Annotated in this window: 17 protein-coding genes; 10 read left to right on the top strand and 7 right to left on the bottom strand. The window is 72.1% G+C overall.

Annotated features, from left to right (window positions below):
- Nucleotides 1-33: 33 nt before the first annotated feature.
- The 4 genes from E1262_RS24395 to E1262_RS24410 all read left to right on the top strand — a co-directional run bounded on the left by E1262_RS24395 (nt 34) and on the right by E1262_RS24410 (nt 5,170).
- Complete coding sequence (locus E1262_RS24395) at nt 34-2,181, top strand: MMPL family transporter (protein WP_203454349.1); 2,148 nt, start codon at nt 34-36, stop codon at nt 2,179-2,181.
- Between the two features lie 62 nt (nt 2,182-2,243).
- Complete coding sequence (locus tag E1262_RS24400) at nt 2,244-3,815, top strand: phytoene desaturase family protein (RefSeq protein ID WP_132106532.1); 1,572 nt, start codon at nt 2,244-2,246, stop codon at nt 3,813-3,815.
- Nucleotides 3,816-3,981: 166 nt separating this feature from the next.
- Nucleotides 3,982-4,446 carry a DcrB/PsbP domain-containing protein gene (locus E1262_RS24405; protein ID WP_132106534.1) on the top strand — a complete coding sequence of 155 codons (465 nt, stop codon included), beginning with the start codon at nt 3,982-3,984 and terminating at the stop codon, nt 4,444-4,446.
- Entirely contained in the window at nt 4,436-5,170 is a 735-nt protein-coding gene (locus E1262_RS24410; RefSeq protein WP_162606058.1) for a cytochrome b/b6 domain-containing protein, read from the top strand. Before E1262_RS24405 ends, E1262_RS24410 begins: the two co-directional genes overlap by 11 nt.
- Before the next feature lie 3 nt (nt 5,171-5,173).
- On the opposite strand, the gene E1262_RS24415 is transcribed toward E1262_RS24410, so the two are convergent.
- The 5 genes from E1262_RS24415 to E1262_RS24435 all read right to left on the bottom strand — a co-directional run bounded on the left by E1262_RS24415 (nt 5,174) and on the right by E1262_RS24435 (nt 10,850).
- The gene (locus E1262_RS24415; protein ID WP_132106536.1) at nt 5,174-5,998 is read right to left on the bottom strand and encodes an oxygenase MpaB family protein; all 825 of its coding nucleotides are present in this window, start codon (nt 5,996-5,998) and stop codon (nt 5,174-5,176) included.
- Nucleotides 5,995-6,666, bottom strand: a complete 672-nt coding sequence (locus tag E1262_RS24420; protein WP_132106538.1) for a class I SAM-dependent methyltransferase — start codon at nt 6,664-6,666, stop codon at nt 5,995-5,997. Before E1262_RS24420 ends, E1262_RS24415 begins: the two co-directional genes overlap by 4 nt.
- A gap of 167 nt (nt 6,667-6,833) precedes the next feature.
- Nucleotides 6,834-7,349, bottom strand: a complete 516-nt coding sequence (locus E1262_RS24425; protein ID WP_132106577.1) for a TetR/AcrR family transcriptional regulator — start codon at nt 7,347-7,349, stop codon at nt 6,834-6,836.
- A 125-nt stretch (nt 7,350-7,474) separates the two neighbouring features.
- Nucleotides 7,475-10,024 carry an amidase gene (locus tag E1262_RS24430; protein WP_132106540.1) on the bottom strand — a complete coding sequence of 850 codons (2,550 nt, stop codon included), beginning with the start codon at nt 10,022-10,024 and terminating at the stop codon, nt 7,475-7,477.
- Between the two features lie 109 nt (nt 10,025-10,133).
- Nucleotides 10,134-10,850: a GntR family transcriptional regulator gene (locus tag E1262_RS24435; protein ID WP_132106542.1), complete on the bottom strand. Its 717-nt coding sequence runs from the start codon at nt 10,848-10,850 to the stop codon at nt 10,134-10,136.
- Between the two features lie 48 nt (nt 10,851-10,898).
- Between E1262_RS24435 and deoC the strand changes: the two genes are divergently transcribed.
- The 6 genes from deoC to E1262_RS24465 all read left to right on the top strand — a co-directional run bounded on the left by deoC (nt 10,899) and on the right by E1262_RS24465 (nt 15,710).
- Entirely contained in the window at nt 10,899-11,624 is a 726-nt protein-coding gene (gene deoC / locus E1262_RS24440) for a deoxyribose-phosphate aldolase (protein WP_203454353.1), read from the top strand.
- Between the two features lie 58 nt (nt 11,625-11,682).
- Nucleotides 11,683-12,093 carry a VOC family protein gene (locus tag E1262_RS24445; protein WP_132106544.1) on the top strand — a complete coding sequence of 137 codons (411 nt, stop codon included), beginning with the start codon at nt 11,683-11,685 and terminating at the stop codon, nt 12,091-12,093.
- A 28-nt stretch (nt 12,094-12,121) separates the two neighbouring features.
- Nucleotides 12,122-14,506, top strand: coding sequence for an ATP-binding cassette domain-containing protein (locus tag E1262_RS24450; protein WP_132106546.1), 2,385 nt, complete (start codon nt 12,122-12,124; stop codon nt 14,504-14,506).
- Between the two features lie 126 nt (nt 14,507-14,632).
- On the top strand, nt 14,633-15,019 hold the full coding sequence (locus E1262_RS24455) for a VOC family protein (RefSeq protein WP_132106548.1): 387 nt from the start codon (nt 14,633-14,635) through the stop codon (nt 15,017-15,019).
- 56 nt (nt 15,020-15,075) lie between these two features.
- Entirely contained in the window at nt 15,076-15,321 is a 246-nt protein-coding gene (locus tag E1262_RS24460) for an AbrB/MazE/SpoVT family DNA-binding domain-containing protein (protein WP_132106550.1), read from the top strand.
- Nucleotides 15,318-15,710 (top strand): PIN domain-containing protein, encoded by a 393-nt coding sequence (locus E1262_RS24465; RefSeq protein WP_132106552.1) that lies wholly within the window; start codon nt 15,318-15,320, stop codon nt 15,708-15,710. Before E1262_RS24460 ends, E1262_RS24465 begins: the two co-directional genes overlap by 4 nt.
- 281 nt (nt 15,711-15,991) lie before the next feature.
- On the opposite strand, the gene E1262_RS24470 is transcribed toward E1262_RS24465, so the two are convergent.
- Complete coding sequence (locus tag E1262_RS24470; RefSeq protein ID WP_132106554.1) at nt 15,992-17,368, bottom strand: amidase; 1,377 nt, start codon at nt 17,366-17,368, stop codon at nt 15,992-15,994.
- Between the two features lie 55 nt (nt 17,369-17,423).
- The gene (locus E1262_RS24475; protein ID WP_132106556.1) at nt 17,424-17,765 is read right to left on the bottom strand and encodes a winged helix-turn-helix transcriptional regulator; all 342 of its coding nucleotides are present in this window, start codon (nt 17,763-17,765) and stop codon (nt 17,424-17,426) included.
- Nucleotides 17,766-17,840 lie beyond the last annotated feature (75 nt).

The raw sequence follows: 17,840 nt of genomic DNA on the forward strand, positions 1-17,840 counted from the left end.
TCTCACACCAGCTCCCGCTACTCCCGCCCACCCGTGACCGTCCGGATCGCGCGCTGGAGCGCGACCCACCCCGGCCGTGCCATCGGCGGCTGGTTCGCGTTCGTGGTGCTGTGCCTGGCCGCGATGAGCGTCGCCGGCATCCAGCAGGCCAGCCAGCTCGACCTCGGCATCGGCGAGTCTGGCCGGGCCGACCGCATGCTCGACGAGGGCGGCCTCGAGGCGCCGATCACCGAGAACGTCCTCATCACCCCGGCCGGCGGCGACGCCGATGCCGCAGCGGCCGACGTCGCCGACCGGATGGCCGAGCTACCCGAGGTCGACGCCGTCGGCGACCCGGTCACCTCGCCGGACGGCAGCGCCGTCACCGTCCCGGTCACCATGACCGGCGACGAGGAGCAGGCCGAGGAGGACGTCCAGGCGCTGCTCGACGTCACCGCCGGCGTGCAGGAGCGGTACCCGGACCTGCGGGTCGAGCAGGCCGGCGAGGCGTCGGTGATGAAGGGCTTCTTCGGCCTGCTCGAGGACGACCTCGGCACCATCGCCGTGCTCAGCCTGCCGATCACCCTGCTGGTGCTGCTGGTCGCGTTCGGCGCGATCCTGGCCGCCGGCGTGCCGGTGCTGCTGGCGATCTCGTCGGTCGGCTCGGCGATCGGGCTGTACGCGCTGGCCTCGTACTCGGTGCCCGACGGCGGCACCGTCACCCACCTGGTGCTGCTCATCGGGATGGCGGTCGGCGTCGACTACTCGCTGTTCTACCTGCGCCGCGAGCGGGAGGAGCGGGCCTGCGGACGGGGCACGCTCGAAGCCGTGGAGATCGCCGCCGCGACGTCCGGGCACTCCGTCGTGGTGTCCGGGCTGGCCGTGGCGGTGTCGATGGCCGGGCTGTACCTCGCCGCGGACGTCAACTTCGCCTCGATGGCCACCGGCGCGATCCTCGTCGTCGCGATCGCCGTCGTCGGGTCGCTGACGGTGCTGCCGGCGCTATTGGCGAAGCTCGGGCACCGGATCGACCGGCCGCGCGTCCCGCTGCTCTGGCGGCTGACGAACCAGCAGCGGCCGCCGCGGTTCTGGCCGGCCGTCCTGCGCCCGGCGCTGCGCCGGCCCGCCGTCACGCTGGTCGTCTCCGTGCTGGCGCTGCTCGCGCTGGCCGCGCCGGCGCTGAACCTGCGGCTGACCGACTCCGGCGAGGAGTCGTTCCCGCGCAGCCTGCCGGTGATGCAGAGCTACGACCGGCTGGTCGAGGCGTTCCCGAGCACCGGCACATCGCACGTCGTCGTGGTCGAGGCTCCGGCGTCGGAGGCGGGCGACGTCCGGACCGCGCTGGAGGACCTGGCCGCCCGCACCGACGCCGACGAGAACTTCGCGCACGACCAGGAGCCGGTCATCGAGCAGTCCGCGGACGGCCGGTTCAGCTCGCTGACGGTCGGCGTGCCCGCCGGGCCCGACACCGACGAGGCGAAGCACTCGCTGGACGTGCTGCGCGACGACCTGATCCCGGCGACGGCAGGCGCGCTGCCGGGCGCCTCGGCGGCGGTGACGGGCGACATCGCCGGCGGCGTCGACTACAACGACAACCTGGCCTCGAAGCTGCCGTGGATCATCGCGTTCGTCCTGGTCCTGGCGTTCGTCATGATGACCGTGACGTTCCGCTCCGTCGTCGTCGGTCTCACCACCGTGTTCGTGAACCTGCTGTCGACGGTGGCCGCGTTCGGCGTGCTGGCGCTGGTGTTCCAGTACTCGTGGGCCGAGGGGCTGCTGGACTTCACCTCGACCGGCGCGGTCGTGGTCTGGATCCCGCTGTTCCTGTTCGTGATCCTGTTCGGGCTGTCGATGGACTACCACGTCTTCGTCGTCAGCCGGATCCGCGAGGCGGCCGACCGCGGGCTCCCCATCCGCGACGCCGTCCGGTCCGGCATCACCGGCTCGGCCGGCGTGGTGACCAGCGCGGCGCTGGTCATGGTCGCCGTTTTCGGGCTGTTCGCGGCGATGCGGGTGCTGGAGATGAAGCAGATGGGCGTCGGGCTCGCCGTCGCGGTGCTGATCGACGCGGTCGTCATCCGCGCGGTCGTGCTGCCGTCGCTGATGGCGCTGCTCGGCAACGCGAACTGGTGGGCGCCGTGGTGGCTGCGCCGGTCACGGCCGGTGCCCGCCGCGGACCGCGAGCTGACGCCGGTCGGCTGATGCTGTGGCTGACAGCGGTCCCGGGTGGCACCGGCGGCGGGGTTCGCGTGAGGATGGCCGGCATGGCTGACGATCTCTCGACGCTGCGGGCCCGGTACGACGCCGTCGTGGTCGGCGGCGGGCACAACGGCCTCACCGCCGCCGCCTACCTCGCCCGCGCCGGACGCAGCGTGCTGGTGCTGGAACGCCTCGACCACGTCGGGGGAGCGGCCGTCTCGGAGCGGCCGTTCCCGGGCGTCGACGCCCGGCTGTCGCGGTACTCGTACCTGGTGTCGCTGCTCCCGCGGCAGATCGTCCACGAGCTACGGCTGCCCATCACGCTGCTGCGGCGCCGGTACTCGTCGTACACGCCGGTGGGCGACGGCGGGCTGCTGGTCGACACCGGGTCGCGCGACGCCACCCGCGCGTCGTTCGCGTCGCTGGGCGCGGCCGCCGACCACGACGCGTGGGAGCGGTTCTACGCGATGACCGGCGAGCTGGCCCGGCGGGTGGCACCGACGCTGACGTCGCCGCTGCTGTCGCGGGCGGCCATGCGCGAGGTCGTGGGGTCGGACGAGGCGTGGGCGGCGCTGTTCGAACGGCCGATCGGGTCTGTGGTGCGGGAGTCGTTCGCCGACGACACCGTCCGCGGCGTCGTGCTCACCGACGCGCTGATCGGCACGTTCGCCGCCGTCGACGAGCCTTCGCTGCGGCAGAACCGGTGCTTCCTGTACCACGTCATCGGCAACGGGACCGGTGACTGGGACGTCCCGGTCGGCGGCATGGGCGCGGTCAGCGGCGCACTACGCGACGCGGCGGTGGCGGCCGGCGCCGTCATCGTCACGCGGGCGACGGTGACCGCGATCGACCCGGCCAGCGGAGAGGTGGCGTTCACCGACGGCGACGGCGTGCCGCGGGCGGTGGGCGCGGGGCACGTGCTGGCCGGCTGCGCGCCGTCGACGCTGGCCGGTCTGCTCGGGGACGGCTCGTCGCCGGGGGAGGAGCCCGAGGGCGCGCAGCTGAAGATCAACCTGTTGCTGACCCGGCTGCCGCGGCTGCGCTCGGACGTCGACCCGGCGGCCGCGTTGAGCGGGACGTTCCACGTCAACGAGTCGCTCACCCAGCTGGAGACGGCGTACGCGCAGGCCGCGGCCGGGTCGGTGCCGGACGTGCCGCCGTGCGAGATCTACTGCCACTCGCTCACCGACCCGTCCATCCTCGGGCCGTCGCCGCGGGAGGCGGGCGCGCACACGATCACGCTGTTCGGGCTGCACCTGCCTGCGCGGCTGTTCCGACCGGACAACGAGGCGACTCGGTCAGCGGCTGTGAAGGCGACGCTGGCCTCGCTGAACTCCGTTCTGGCCGAGCCGATCGAGGAGTGCTTCGCCCTCGACGCCGACGGCGAGCCCTGCCTGGACGCGCGCACCCCCATCGACCTGGAGGCGACGGTCGGCTTGCCCGGCGGGCACATCTTCCACCGCGACTTGTCTTGGCCGTTCGCCGAGTCGCGCGACGAGGTGGGCCGCTGGGGCGTCGAGACCGCCCATCCGCGGGTGCTGCTGTGCGGCGCCGGTGCGCGCCGCGGCGGCGGCGTCAGCGGCATCCCCGGCCGGGCGGCCGCCATGGCGGTGTTGGAGTCACCTTCTTCGGTGTGAATAGCGACGATGCATAGAGCTGGAGCGGGTCGTCCCACTGTGTCATACGGCTGGTGCCCGCAAAAGGATTGATCTGATTCCACGTCAATCTCTCCGGTCCGCGGCGGCGTATTCCAGAAAGAACGCCGAACGACGGAAGGGGAGGATCATGTCGAGGCCCTTGGTGGTGTCCAGCCTCGCGCTTGTACTCGTTCTCGCAGCGTGTGGCGGGGACGATGACACGAGTACCGCGTCCGAAGGGGGTGGCGGACCGTCCGTGGAGATCGTCGAGCCGACCGGCGGCGCCGAGATCAGCGTACCGTTCACGCTCGTCGTCGATTCCAGTGAGGAACTCGGCCCGACCGACACCGGGAATCATCACGTCCACGTCTATTTCGACGGCGACGACAGTTCCTATGAGGTGATCGAATCCGGTAACGGCGAGGAACACGAGATCACCGTCGACTCGCCGGCTATGGAGGGAGTGGAACCGGGCGAGCACACGCTGAACGTCTCGCTGCGCAACGCCGACCACTCCGCGGCGGGCGCCGAGGCCGAGGTCACGGTCACCGTCGGGGAGGAGGGCTCGGGCGGCTCCCCGTCCGACGACGAGGACGACGAGTCCGAGGAACCACCGGACTATGACTACTGAGCCCGGCACGCCGCGGCCGACCGTCGAGCGCAACAACGCTCGCACCCGCTGGCTGCATGCTGCCGTCTATACGACGGTGCTGGTGTTGCTGCTCACCGGCTGGTGGCTGACGCTCGGCCAGGAGGGCCGGCCGAGTCCGCTGTCTGAGCTGACCGGGCAGTCGGACGCGGAGTTGCACACGGCGATCGGGTGGGTTCTCACCGGGGTCGCGGTGCTCGGCGCGGTGGCCGGCTGGCGGGCGGCGCGGACACTGCTGACGGACTCGGTGCGGTTCCGGCGTACCGACCTGCGCTGGTTCGCGCGCTGGCCGGGGGCCGTCGTCACCGGGCGGTTCGCCCGCCACGAGGGGCACTTCGACCCGGGCCAGCGGCTAGCGAATCTCGCGCTGATCGTCCTGTTGCTGGTGCTGATCGTCACCGGCGTCGGGCTGTGGTCGGTGTCGGGCGGGCCGGCGTTCGTCTGGTTCAACCGCCTGCACCGCTGGGCGACGTACGTGTTCACGCCGGTGATCGTGGGGCACGTCCTGATCGCGTCCGGCATCCTGCCCGGCTACCGCGGGGTGTGGCGGGCGATGCACCTGGGCGGCCGGCTGCGCCGCCGCGACGCCCAGCGGGTCTGGCCGGGCTGGCTGGAGCGCACCGACGCCGCTGCGAGCGCCGTCAAGGCTGAAGGCGGGGACGGCACGGGCGACGGCGACGAGCCGCGCCAGGCGCGGTTCCACTGACGATCAGGCGGCGACCTCACCGTGCGCCTGCTCGGCCCGGCGCATCGCCTCGCGGTAGATCGGGCCGTCGCGCACCGGCAGCGCGTTGATCACGCCGCGCAGCCCGAGCACGGTGAGCGACGCGGCGACGTCCGTCGTCGGCAGGCCGGGCAGCCGGTACAGCCGCCGCGCCCAGCGGGGGAGCAGCGCGAACGCCGCCGTCGCGACCCCCAGCCAGGCGGGCCGGCCGAGCGCGACCACCCGGCCGGGCATCGGCGGCACCGTGAGGAACCGGGCGACGTCGCGGGCCTCGGCGGTGAGTGCCAGCTCGGGGCGGATCGACCGGTAGAACTCGTCGACCTCAGCGGCGCTGGCCGGGACGGTGGCGGGGTCGAGGCCGACGAGCGCGGCGGCGCGGGTCTGCTCGGCGTAGTAGCGGTCGACGTCGGCGTCGGTGAGCCCGATGCGCGCCCGCCGAGCCGTCGACACGAACGACTCCACTTCGGTGACGTGCACCCAGCGCAGCAGGTGCGGGTCGTCGATGCGGAACTCCTCTCCGGTGACGGGGTCGTGCGCGCGCAGGCGGTCGTGGATGCGGCGCACCCGCCGGCCGGCCTTCTCGGCCTGCTCGGTGGTGCCGTAGACGACGGTGCCGACGTACTCGGCGGTGCGCATGAGCCGCGGCCAGCAGTCGCGCCGGAAGTCGGAGTTCTGCACCACGCCGGCGACGGCGCGCGGATGCAGCGCCTGCAGGTAGAGCGCCCGGAGCCCGGCCAGCCACAGCACCGGCTCGCGGTGCACCCGCCAGCTCACGCTGTCAGGGCCGAACAGGCCGAGGTCGGTGCTCATGGCGCGACGCCCCCACGGCGGAACTCCGCGCGCCAGCGGTGCCACGGCGGCACGGACGCCAGCTTCTCGACGGAGACGGCGTCGAGGCCGTCCTGGGCGAACGCGTCGACCTCGGCGCGGGTGAGCGGCCACGGCGGTCCCTCGAAGCCGCCGCCGCCGGCGTCGGGCGACGCGGTTGCGATGACCAGCAGCGTTCCGCCGGGCGCGACGAACCCGGCCACGGACGCCGTCGCCGGTGGATGGAAGGCCGGCGGCATCGACTGCACCGTCATGATCTCAACGACCAGATCGAACGCGTGCCGCCACTCCGGTGGTGGGGCCAGCAGGTCGGCGGTGCGGTAGTCGACGGACGAGCCGGGGAACCGCTCGCGGGCGGCAGCGACGGCGCTGGGAGAGACGTCGAACGCGGTGGTCGCTGCGCCGTGAGCCGCCAGGAACTCGGCGTCGAACCCGGGACCGAAGCCGACCACCAGGGCGCTGCCGCCGAGGTCGCGCGGGCCGGCCCACTCGACGAGGAGCGGATGCGGCGCGCCACGGTCCCACGGCACGACGGCGGCACCGTCGGCCGCGGCGGCGTAGAGGCGCTCGAACCAGCCGGTCGGGTCGTCGGCCGCGAGCGACACCGCCGCCAGCCGCCGGGCGGCCGCGTCGGGATCCTCGGTGGTCATCACGTTCCAGCGTAGGGCTGCCGCGCGCACCGAACCACGTGCGGCTCATCGGATCGGTCCGGGAGCTCGAGATGATCAGGTTGAGCATGGGTGTTCACGCCTCACCGGGCAGGCATGCCTGGTGTAGCGGGAGGACGCCTGGTCGAACAGCGTTCGCCGGCGCGGCCTCAGGAGCACGGACCGGTGCCGACCGCGTGCCGCAGTAGCTCGAGCAGCCGGGCCTGCCGGCCCGGCGAGCCGGCCGTGAGCGCGACACCGCGGACCAGCGCGAGCAGGTCGGCCGCGGCGACGTCCGGACGGACCGCGCCGGCCCGCTGGGCCGCCGTGAGCAGCCCGGACACCGTCGCGTCCACAGACTCGTACCAGTCGCCGTCGGCGGTGAGGGCGAGGTCGCGGGTGTGCGCCAGCTGGGTGGCCAGCGCCCGCAGCCAGGCGTGCAGCGCGTCAGCCGGCGCCTCCTGCTCCCGCAGCAGCTCCGCATAGTCCCGCAGCGCCGCCAGCTCATCGGCGTAGACGGCCGCCAGCAGCGCGCGGCGGGTGGGGAAGTGGCGGTAGAGCGTGGCGTTGCCGACGCCGGCCCGGCGGGCGACGTCGTCGAGCGGAGCGTCCGGGCCGGCCTCGGCGAACACCTTCGCCGCCGCCGTCACCAGCGCCTCCCGGTTGCGCCGTCCGTCCGCCCGCATCGCCACCCGTCTCGTCGATGTGGGGAGTTCCCCAGCTGTTCCGGAGAACTCCCCACATATGCTCTCAGACCCGGATGACGCTACCGCGTGTCATTGATGACACGCGGCCGATGTCATCGATGACATCACCCGTCGTTCTCCCGATTCTCCGCACCTGCGCCGAGCGGACCGAAACCGCGCGGGCCGGCGGCCACCGGGGACCTCCCCGGAACAAGCGAGGAGATCTCCGGAACCGCGTGCGGCCGGGCGTTCGGCCGGTACTCCAGCGGCGGCGCGTCGTCGGGCAGCTGCTGGCCCTGCGCCTGCTGCTCCAGCGCGTAGCCCATGCCCAGGATCGCCGCGTCGTCCCACGCCCGGCCGACCAGCTGCATCGAGATCGAGTAGCCGTGCGGGTTGGTGCCCACCGGGACCACCACGGTCGGCAAGCCGACGTTCGACGTCAGCACGCCGGTGCCGCGGTCGGCGGTCAGTTGGTTGCCGGACGCGTCGTTGTTGTACATGTCGCTGAGGAAGCCCGGGTACACGACGGCGTCGACGTCGAACTGATCCATCCAGCCGGCGATGAGCTGCTTGTAGTTCGCCCGGTAGGCCAGCCACGCATCGACCTGCTGCGGTGTCATCCGTGGCGTGTCGCGCAGCGCCCGCTGGTTGTAGGGCAGGACCAGCGGCGAGGCCAGCAGGGCGTCGCCGTCGGGATACGGGAAGTCGTCGTGCAGCTCGATGTAGCGAGCCCAGCCCTCCTCGCTGCGGCTACCCGCCGGCGACGGCCCGCCGCTCGGCGGCGCCGTCAGCTCGACCATCGTGGCGCCGGCGGCCTCGAGGTCGGCGAAGTGCGCCATGACGGCCGCGCCGGTGCCGTCGTCGGCGTAGGAGGAGACGAACGACGACGGCAGGTAGCCGATTCGCACGCCCTCCAGCGCGCCGGCGTCCAGGTGCGTCGTCCAATCGGCCGGCCGGTGCGCGTCCGCCTGCGCCGTCAGCGGGTCCAGCGGATCGGTCCCGGTCGTGGCGTTGAGCAGGTGGGCGAGGTCGGTGACGGTGCGGGCGATCGGGCCGCCGTAGTCCTGCGCCCAGGTCAGCGGCATGATGCCACGCAGGCTCGCCATGCCGTCCGTGCCGCGGAAGGTGGTCAGGCTGCTGCCGGTCGAGGGCGCGTACAGCGAGACGCCGGTCTGGCTGCCCAGGGCTCCGGCCGCCATGCCGGCCGCGACAGCGACCGCGGATCCGCCGCTGGAGCCGAACGAGGTCTTCGACGGGTAGAGCGCGTTCCAGACCTGGCCCCAGCCGCTCTCGCTGTAGCCGCCGGAGTTGGCGAACTCGCTCAGGTTCGCCTTGCCGATGATGACGGCGCCGGCCTCCCGCAGCCGTTCGACCTGGTAGGCGTCGGTCTCGGGCTGCCAACCCTCCAGCGCGAGCGTACCGCCGGTGGTCGGCATGTCCTTGGTGTCGTAGAGGTCCTTGACGGCGATCGGGATGCCCAGCAGCTCGCCGGTGGCGCCGCGCGCCCGGGCGCGGTCGGCGGCACGGGCCTGCTGCATGGCGTCCTCGGCGACGTGTATGAAGGCGTGGTAGCCGAGCGGGCCGCCGTCGTAGACCGCGATCCGGTCCAGGTAGGCGCGGGTGATCTCCGCCGACGTCGTCACGCCCGCCTCGAGGTCGGCGAGCAGCTCGTCGATGGTCGTGTTGACGACGTCATACGACGACGTCGTGTAGGCGGGGACCTGCGGCCCGGCCGATGGCGTCGCGAGGACCGGCACCGACGGGCAGCGCGAGACGCCGAGCCCGGACCGGTCCCAGTTCTGCAGCGTGCAGCGTTCCAGCGTCGTCAGGCCGCTGAGGTCCGGGGTCGCGGCGAGCCGCGCCAGCTGCTCCGCGATGGCCGTCTGAGATCCGGCGCCGGTCGCACCCACCGTCACGAACCGCGCTAGCGACCGGGTCTCGCGCGGCCGCACGGTGAACGTGCTGACGTACCCCTGGAAGTTCGCCTCGTGCCCGGTGGTCGCCATCGGGGTGTCGAACGGGTCGCGCTGCTGGTTGCCGGTGCGGTCCAGCGTGCCGGGCGCCCCGGGCGTGCCGAGCACGACGCCGACCGGGCGCTGCGCCGGGTTCGGCGTGGCGGCCAGCGTCCAGGCGTCCCGCCGGTCGACGGCGGCGTCCCCGCTGGACGTCGAGCGGATCTGCCCCTGGTTCTGCGCGGTCCCGTAGCCCAGCGAGCCGCCGAACGAGATTTCGACGGTGACCGGCTCACGGCCGGTGTTGGTGAACGTGTCGAAGAACCGCGCCCAGGACTCGGAGCCGTCCACCGTGACCTCGCGGGTGACGCGGACGTCGCCCAGCTGCACCGATCTGGTCGGCTCGAACGTGTCGACGCCGTCGAAGGTGAGGCCGAAGCCGCGCATCATCTCGCCGTTGAGCCGCGGCTCGGCGCCGACCGGCCCGGTGACTCGGACGAAGATGTTGCCGAACCCCTCGGCTGGCGCGTTGCTGACCGCGCGGATGCTGCCGGTGTCCAGCCCGGGCGGCGCGGCGTCGTGGATCTGCCACGTCGCGCCGTTGCCGGCCGGAACGCCGGTGACGGCTCCCGTGGGCGTCGCCGGAAGCAGGATGGCCGTGGTCAGCGTAACGGCGGCGAGCCCACCCGCCGTCGCCCGGACCCGCGAGACGCTGGTGGGCATGTGGTCCCTCTCGGTGGATAGAAGATCACCTCGGTAGACGGTGAAACCTCACCAGTGGGACATTGCGGACGCGTTTCGGCGCGACGGCGCCGGTGTAAGGGCCGGGCGGTCAGCTTGCGACCGTGAAGTCGACCTTCAGGGCGTAGCGGTCGGCGACGTAGGAGCTCACGGTGTACTCCAGGGGAGCGCCGTGCTGGTCGAGGATCGTCCGCGTCTCGACGAGCATCGGCGTGGCCGGGTCGACGCCCAGGGCGGCGGCATCGCCGCCGGCGGTCCGGGCGCTCAGGATCGAGGAGCCGAGCGTGGGCCGCAGCCCCAGGCGGCGCAGCGCGCTGTGCAGCGAGCCGGACTCGAGGTCGGCGTCGAGCAGGCCGCCGAGCGTCGCGGGGAACGCGGCCCGCTCGACGGCGACGGGGACGTCGTCGGCCAGCCGCACGCGGGTGATGCCGACGACGGTGACGCCGCCGGCCGGGGCGCCGGGGGAGAGCGCCGCCGCCTCGTCGGCGGCGCCAGGGCGCAGGCCGGCGTCGACGAGCCGGGACCGCGGCGTGCGTCCCGCCGCGACCATCTGGTCGTGGAAGCTCAGCAGCGTGCCCACCGGGCGTACGGCGGCTGGCGCGCGGACGAACGTGCCGCGGCCGGGGATCCGTTCGAGCCGGCCGTCGCGTTCCAGCCGGGCGAGCGCCTGGCGCACCGTCATGCGCGCCACGCCGAACTCGCGGGCGAGCCGCTGCTCGGACGGGAACGGGTCGCCGTCGGCGGCGGCGTCGGCCCGGGCGCGCAGGCGCTTCTCGATGCGCTCGTACAGCGGTTGCGGAGCTGCCATATCGTCAGTCTAGGCTGTCTAGACCGATACTTCCGAGAAGGAGCCGCCGTGTCCGTCACCTCGATCGACGTCCTACCCTATGCCGGCCCGCTGCCGTCCGTCCGCTCGGTGGCGGCGATGATCGACCACTCGCTGCTGCGCCCGGAGCTGACCCGGCCCGAGGTACTGGCCGGCCTGGCGACGGCGCGCGAGTACGCGACGGCGTCGGTGTGCGTGCGCCCGGCCGACGTCGCGCTGGCCGTGGCGGGGCTGCGGGGGAGCGGCGTCGCCGTCGGCACCGTCGTCGGCTTCCCGCACGGCGGCGCCACCACGGCGACGAAGGAGCGCGAGACGGCCGAGCTGGTGGCGCTCGGGGCAGCCGAGATCGACATGGTGATCGACGTCGGACGGCTGCGGGACGGCGACGTCGCGTACGTCGAGGAACAGGTCGCGGCCGTCGTGGTGGCGGCGGACGGCCGGCCGGTCAAGGTGATCCTGGAGAACTGGTACCTCTCCGACGAGCAGAAGGTGGCCGGCTGCGCCGCGAGCGAACGGGCCGGCGCGGCGTACGTCAAGACGAGCACCGGATTCGCCGGCGGCGGCGCCACGGCCGCGGACATCGCGCTCATGCGGCGCAGCGTGTCGCCGTCGATGGGGGTGAAGGCGGCCGGCGGCGTGCGCACGCTGGACGCGCTGCTGACCCTGCGCGACCTGGGCGCCACCCGGTTCGGCGCGACGACGACGGCGGCCATGCTCGACGACCTCGCACGGCGGCTGGCCTCCCGCGACGGCTGAGCGGACCGGTCAGGAATCGAGAAGCGCCGCTCAGCGGGCCGTGGCTAGCGTGACCGGCATGGACCTCTCGATCCAGGCGAGCTTCCTGCCGCACGACGACCCGGACGCGGCGCTGGTCTTCTACCGCGACGTCCTCGGCTTCGAGGTCCGCAACGATGTCGGCTATGACGGCATGCGCTGGATCACCGTCGGCCCCGTCGGCCAGCCGGGCACGTCGATCGTCCTGGAGCCGCCGACCGCCGACCCGGGCGTGACCGAGGCCGAGCGCCGTACCATCGCCGAGATGATGGCGAAGGGCAGCTACGCGGGGATCCTGCTGACGACCCACGACCTCGACGACGTCTTCGACCGCCTGCAGGCGCGTGGCGCGGAGATCGTCCAGGAACCCGTGCAGCAGCAGTGGGGCGTCCGCGACTGCGCGGTCCGCGACCCGGCAGGGAACCTCATCCGCATCAGCGAACTGCGCTGAGCGCCACGTACGACAGATGGAGACACCGATGACCAAGGCGTCCGCGCCGCACGTTGCCGACAGCCATGACCTCATCCGCGTGCAGGGCGCGCGCGAGAACAACCTGCGCGACGTCAGCATCGAGATCCCGAAGCGCCGCCTGACGGTGTTCACCGGCGTGTCCGGCTCGGGCAAGAGCTCGCTGGTGTTCGAGACGATCGCGGCCGAGTCGCAGCGGATGATCAACGAGACGTACAGCGCCTTCGTGCAGGGGTTCATGCCGTCGCTGTCGCGGCCGGACGTCGACCTCCTGGAGGGCCTGACCACGGCGATCATCGTCGACCAGGAGCGGCTGGGCGCGAACCCGCGCTCGACCGTCGGCACCGTCACCGACGCCAACGCGATGCTGCGGATCCTGTTCAGCCGGCTGGGAGAGCCGCAGATCGGGCCGCCGCCGGCGTTCTCGTTCAACGTGCCCGCGCGCAAGGCCAGCGGCGTGATGACGTCGGCCACGGGGGAGAAGACCATCGTGCGCGACGCGATCTACCACGGCGGCATGTGCGCGCGATGCGAGGGCCGCGGCAGCGTGTCCGACATCGACCTGACGCAGCTCTACGACGACAGCAAGTCGCTGAGCGAGGGCCCGTTCACGATTCCCGGGTACAACGCCGACGGCTGGAACGTGCGCATCTTCGCGGCGTCCGGGTTCTTCGACCCGGACAAGCCGATCAGGAAGTACACCGAGAAGGAGCTCGATGACCTTCTCCACAAGAAGCCGACGAAGATCAAGTTCGAGAACATGAACCTCACCTACGAGGGGCTCATCCCGCGGATCCAGAAGTCGTTCCTGTCCAAGGACGTCGACTCCCTGCAGCCGCACATCCGCGCGTTCGTCGAGCGCGTCGCCACGTTCACCGCCTGTCCGGACTGCGGCGGCACCCGCTTGAACGCGGCGGCGCTGTCGTCACGGGTCAAGGGCATCAACATCGCCGAGGCGTGCGCGATGCAGATCACCGACCTCGCGGAGTGGATCCGTGGCCTCGACGTGCCGTCGGTGGCGCCGCTGCTGACGGCGCTGGGTGCGAACCTCGACTCGTTTGTGGAGCTGGGGCTGGGCTACCTGAGCCTCGAGCGTCCGTCCGGCACGCTGTCCGGCGGCGAGGCGCAGCGGATCAAGATGCTGCGGCACCTCGGGTCGTCGCTGACCGACGTCACGTACGTGTTCGACGAGCCGACCGTGGGGCTGCACCCGCACGACATCCAGCGGATGAACGACCTGCTGCTGCGGCTGCGCGACAAGGGCAACACGGTGCTCGTCGTCGAGCACAAGCCGGAGACGATCGCGATCGCCGACCACGTCGTCGACCTCGGGCCCGGCGCGGGTTCCGGCGGTGGGGACGTGGTGTTCGAGGGCACGGTCGACGGCCTGCGCGGCAGCGACACCGTCACCGGGCGGCACCTGGACGACCGCGCCGCGTTGAAGCCGTCCGTGCGCACGCCGTCGGGCGCCCTGGAGGTCCGGGGCGCGTCGGCGCACAACCTGCAGGACGTCGACGTCGACATCCCGCTCGGCGTGCTGGTGGTCGTCACCGGCGTCGCGGGCTCGGGCAAGAGCTCGCTGATCCACGGCTCGGTCTCGGTGCGCGACGACGTCGTCGCCGTGGACCAGAGCGCGATCAAGGGGTCGCGGCGCAGCAACCCGGCCACGTACACCGGGCTGCTGGAGCCGATCCGCAAGGCGTTCGCGAAGGCCAACGGCGTGAAGCCGGCGCTGTTCAGCGCGAACTCCGAGGGCGCCTGCCCGGCCTGCAACGGCGCCGGCGTCGTCTACACCGAGCTCGGGTTCATGGACACCGTGTCCACGCCGTGCGAGGACTGCGGCGGAAAGCGCTTCCAGGCCGCGGTGCTGGAGTACCGGCTGGGCGGCCTGAACATCGCCGAAGTGCTCGACCTGCCGGTCGCCGAGGCCCGCGCCTTCTTCGCGGACGGTGAGGCGAAGACGCCCGCGGCGGCCACGATCCTCGCGCGCCTGGACGACGTCGGCCTTGGTTATGTCAAGCTGGGCCAGCCGTTGACCACGCTGTCCGGCGGGGAGCGGCAGCGGCTCAAGCTGGCCGCCCAGATGGCCGAGAAGAACGGCGACGTGTACGTCCTCGACGAGCCCACCAGCGGCCTGCACCTGGCGGACGTCGAGCAGTTGCTCGGCCTGCTGGACCGGCTGGTCGACTCCGGCAAGTCGGTGATCGTCATCGAGCACCACCAGGCGGTCATGGCGCACGCCGACTGGATCATCGACCTCGGGCCCGGCGCCGGCCACGACGGCGGCCGGATCGTCTTCGAGGGCACGCCCGCCGACCTCGTCGCGGCGCGGTCGACGCTGACCGGCCAGCATCTCGCGGAGTACGTGGACGCGGCCGCGCCCGTCGCGGGCTGACGCGCTGGAAATGACCACGTTGAGTAGGGGTAGGCGCCCCGGGATCACTGGTCAGGAATCGAGAAGCAGGCGCGCCGCGGCCGCCGTAGCGTGATGGCGTACCCACCGATACGCAAGGAGAACATCATGTCGTTGCAGGTGAGCGTCGTCATGCTGGGCGTCCAGGACGTCGACCGCGCCAAGAAGTTCTACGTCGAAGGCATGGGCGGGGAGCTCGAGCAGGACCACCCGGGTTTCGCCCGGCTGAGCCTCGGGGACGGCTCGGCGCTGGCGCTGTACCACTGGGCCGCCGTCGCCAACGACGCCGGCGTGCCCGCCGACGGCTCCGGCTTCCGCGGCTTCTCGCTGCACTGCATCACCGACACCCGCGAGGAGGTCGACGCCGTCATCCAGGCCGCCGAGGCGTCCGGGGCCACCGTGCTCAAGCCCGCGGAGGCCGCCGCGTGGGGTGGCTACTCCGGGACGTTCAGCGACCCGGACGGCTACTTGTGGAAGGTCGCCACCGACGCCTGATCCCGCTTGCGGGGAAATCAACACCTCCTTACCATGGAGTAAGGAGGTGTTGACGCGTGTCGTCTGCGACGATGACCAGCAAGGGTCAGATCACCATCCCGAAGCAGATTCGAGCCGAGCTCGGGCTGACGCCGGGGACCCGAGTGACGTTCACCCGGAACGAGGACGGTGAATACGTGCTGAGCCGGAAGCCTCGGAGCGTCAAGGATCTCAAGGGACGGCTGCGCTTCACCGGCGAGCCGAAGACCTTGGACGAGATGGACGGCGGAATCGCCCACGGCGCTGCCGAGTCACTCGGATGATCGGGCTGGACACCAACGTCCTGGTTCGCTACCTGACGCAGGACGACGATGCCCAGGCGGAGATCGCGAACCGGACGATCGATCAGCTGACCGTCGAGGAGCCTGGATACCTGGGTGTCGTGACTCTGGTGGAGACCTTCTGGGTCTTGCGGCGCACCTACGGCTTCGACGGGAACGAAGTCACACGGGTCTTGTCCGACGTGGTGACTGCCGACGAGTTCATCGTCGAGAACCCTGCCGTCGTTCAGCGAGCGCTGGAAGCCGCCACGGCAGGTGCCGAGTTCGCCGACGCCGTGATCGCCGAGACGGCCCGTCAAGCAGGCTGCGAGCAGACGGTGACATTCGACCGCCGGGCGGCGAAGGTCGCTGGTATGCACCTTCGAGCGTAACGCCGATAATGCACATTATGTCAAGTAGTCGGCTCGGACGCTGGTGAGACAGCGCCGGATCCTCCCCTTCACCGGGCCCGGGCCGGCGGGCAGGCCGACAACAGACCGGCCGTGTGATCGAGCGCGTTGACACGAGCGTCAACTGCTAGACGCTGGCGTCAACACGTCCATCTCGTATCGCGTCGATCAGCTGCCGGCACCGGCGCTCCACGCAGCTGGCATGCCGGTCCTTCGCCCGCGAGGTTGGCGCCAGCGTAGCGGAGCACCTGCATTGCGGGGAACTACCCGAGCGGAGGCCACCGGAATCCGGGCAGCACACCTGCCTGTTCCAGCCCCCGGCCGATCGCCAGCAGCGCCGGCTCGGACCACCGCGGCCCCACCAGCTGCACCCCGATCGGCAGCCCATCCGGCGACTGGCCAGCGGGCATCGCCAGCCCCGGCAGCCCGGTGAGGTTTGTCGGCGCGAACACGAAGCCCTGCTCGTGGTACGGCACCTCGACGCCGTCGACGGACAGCGGCGAGCCCGGCGGGCAGTGCGGGTACGGGAGCGTCGCCGCGGCCGGCATCAGCAGCGCGTCGTACCGCTCGAAGAACCGCGACCACGCCGCGATCAGCCGGTCGCGCCGCGACAGCGCCTCCAGGTACCAGGCCAGCGTCGGCGCGGTCCCGTCGCCCGGTGTGAACACCGAGGTCAGCGTCATGACCAGCTCGCCGAAGAGGGCCAGCTGCTCCTCCCACGAGACGTCCGGCAGCGCCTCCTCGACCCGTCCCCCGGCGTCGGCGACGGCGTCCGCTACCTGCCGCACCCGGTCGCTCAGCGCCGACGCCACCGGCGCGCCCGGAACCGCCGGCGCGACCGCCAGCCGCAGGCCGGCCGACGCCACGACACCCCGCGAGGCCGGCAGCGGCACCGGAGGCACGTCGCCGTCGTGGGCGTCCGGTCCCGCCACCAGCGACAACAGCAGCTCGACATCGTCGAGGTCGCGCGCGATCGGGCCGAGACAGCCCATGATCCGCACCGGCCGGGGCCCGCCACCCGGCACGGAGAAGAACCCCGTCAGCGGTACCCGGTGCTCCGTGGGCTTCAGCGCGTACACGCCGCAGAACGCCGCCGGCAGGCGCAGCGAACCGACGAGGTCGGAGCCGATCTCTCCCGGAGTCAGCCCGGCGGCGACGGCGGCCGCGGCACCGCCGCTGGACCCGCCCGCGGTCAGCGCCGGATCCCACGGATTCGCCGTCCGGCCGAACACCGGGTTGGCGCTCTGGTGATCAGCCAGCCAGGCGGCGACGTTCGAGTGCCCGACGAGGTTCGCGCCGGCCGCGCGGAGCCGGGCGGCGACGGTGCTGTCGGCATCGGCGACGTGGTCCAGCTCGGCCGTGCCGACGGTCGTGCGCAGCCCGGCGACGTCGATCGCGTCCTTGAGCGTCAGCGGCGCGCCGAACAGCGGCGCCGGCCACCGCTCCCCTGCGCCAGCCACTGTGGCGGCCCGCGCGCGAGCGCCGTCGGCGTCGAGCGACACCACCGCCGTCAGGGCCGGGTTCAGAACGTCGATGCGGGCCAGGTGCGCCTCGAGCACCTCGGCAGGGCTCGTCTCCCCCGTCGCCAGCAGCTGCGTCAGCCGCGTCAGGGTGAGCCGGGTGAGGTCGGTGTCGGCCATGGAGTTCTCCCTTCGTCACCGGTAGAACGGCGCGCCGGCGCCCGGCTCATCGCTGTCAGACCTTCTCCCACGGAATCGCCTCGATGCGGTCCATGTGCTCCTCGCCCCACTCCCCCAGCGGCGCGAGGGCGGTGTTCAACGACCGGCCGAAGTCCGTCAGCGAGTACTCCACCTTCGGCGGGACCTGCTGGTACACCCGGCGGTGCAGCAACCCGGCGGTCTGCATCTCGCGCAACTGCAGGATCAGCATGCGCTCGCTGATGGTGCCGACAGCCCGCCTCAGCTCACCGAAGCGCAGCGGACCGTCCTGCAGTGCGAACAGGATGAGACCCTTCCATTTGCCGCCCATGACGGCGATGGCGGCGTCGAGGCCGCAGGTGAACGTCCGGCCGGCCATCTGATCTCCTCACATACAAGGCTGTGGGTACCAAACAGAATTGTAGGTACTTGCGGATTCGTCGGTGTAGAACGC

Origin of the sequence: Jiangella aurantiaca (genome assembly GCF_004349105.1) — a bacterium.
GTDB lineage: Bacteria > Actinomycetota > Actinomycetes > Jiangellales > Jiangellaceae > Jiangella > Jiangella aurantiaca.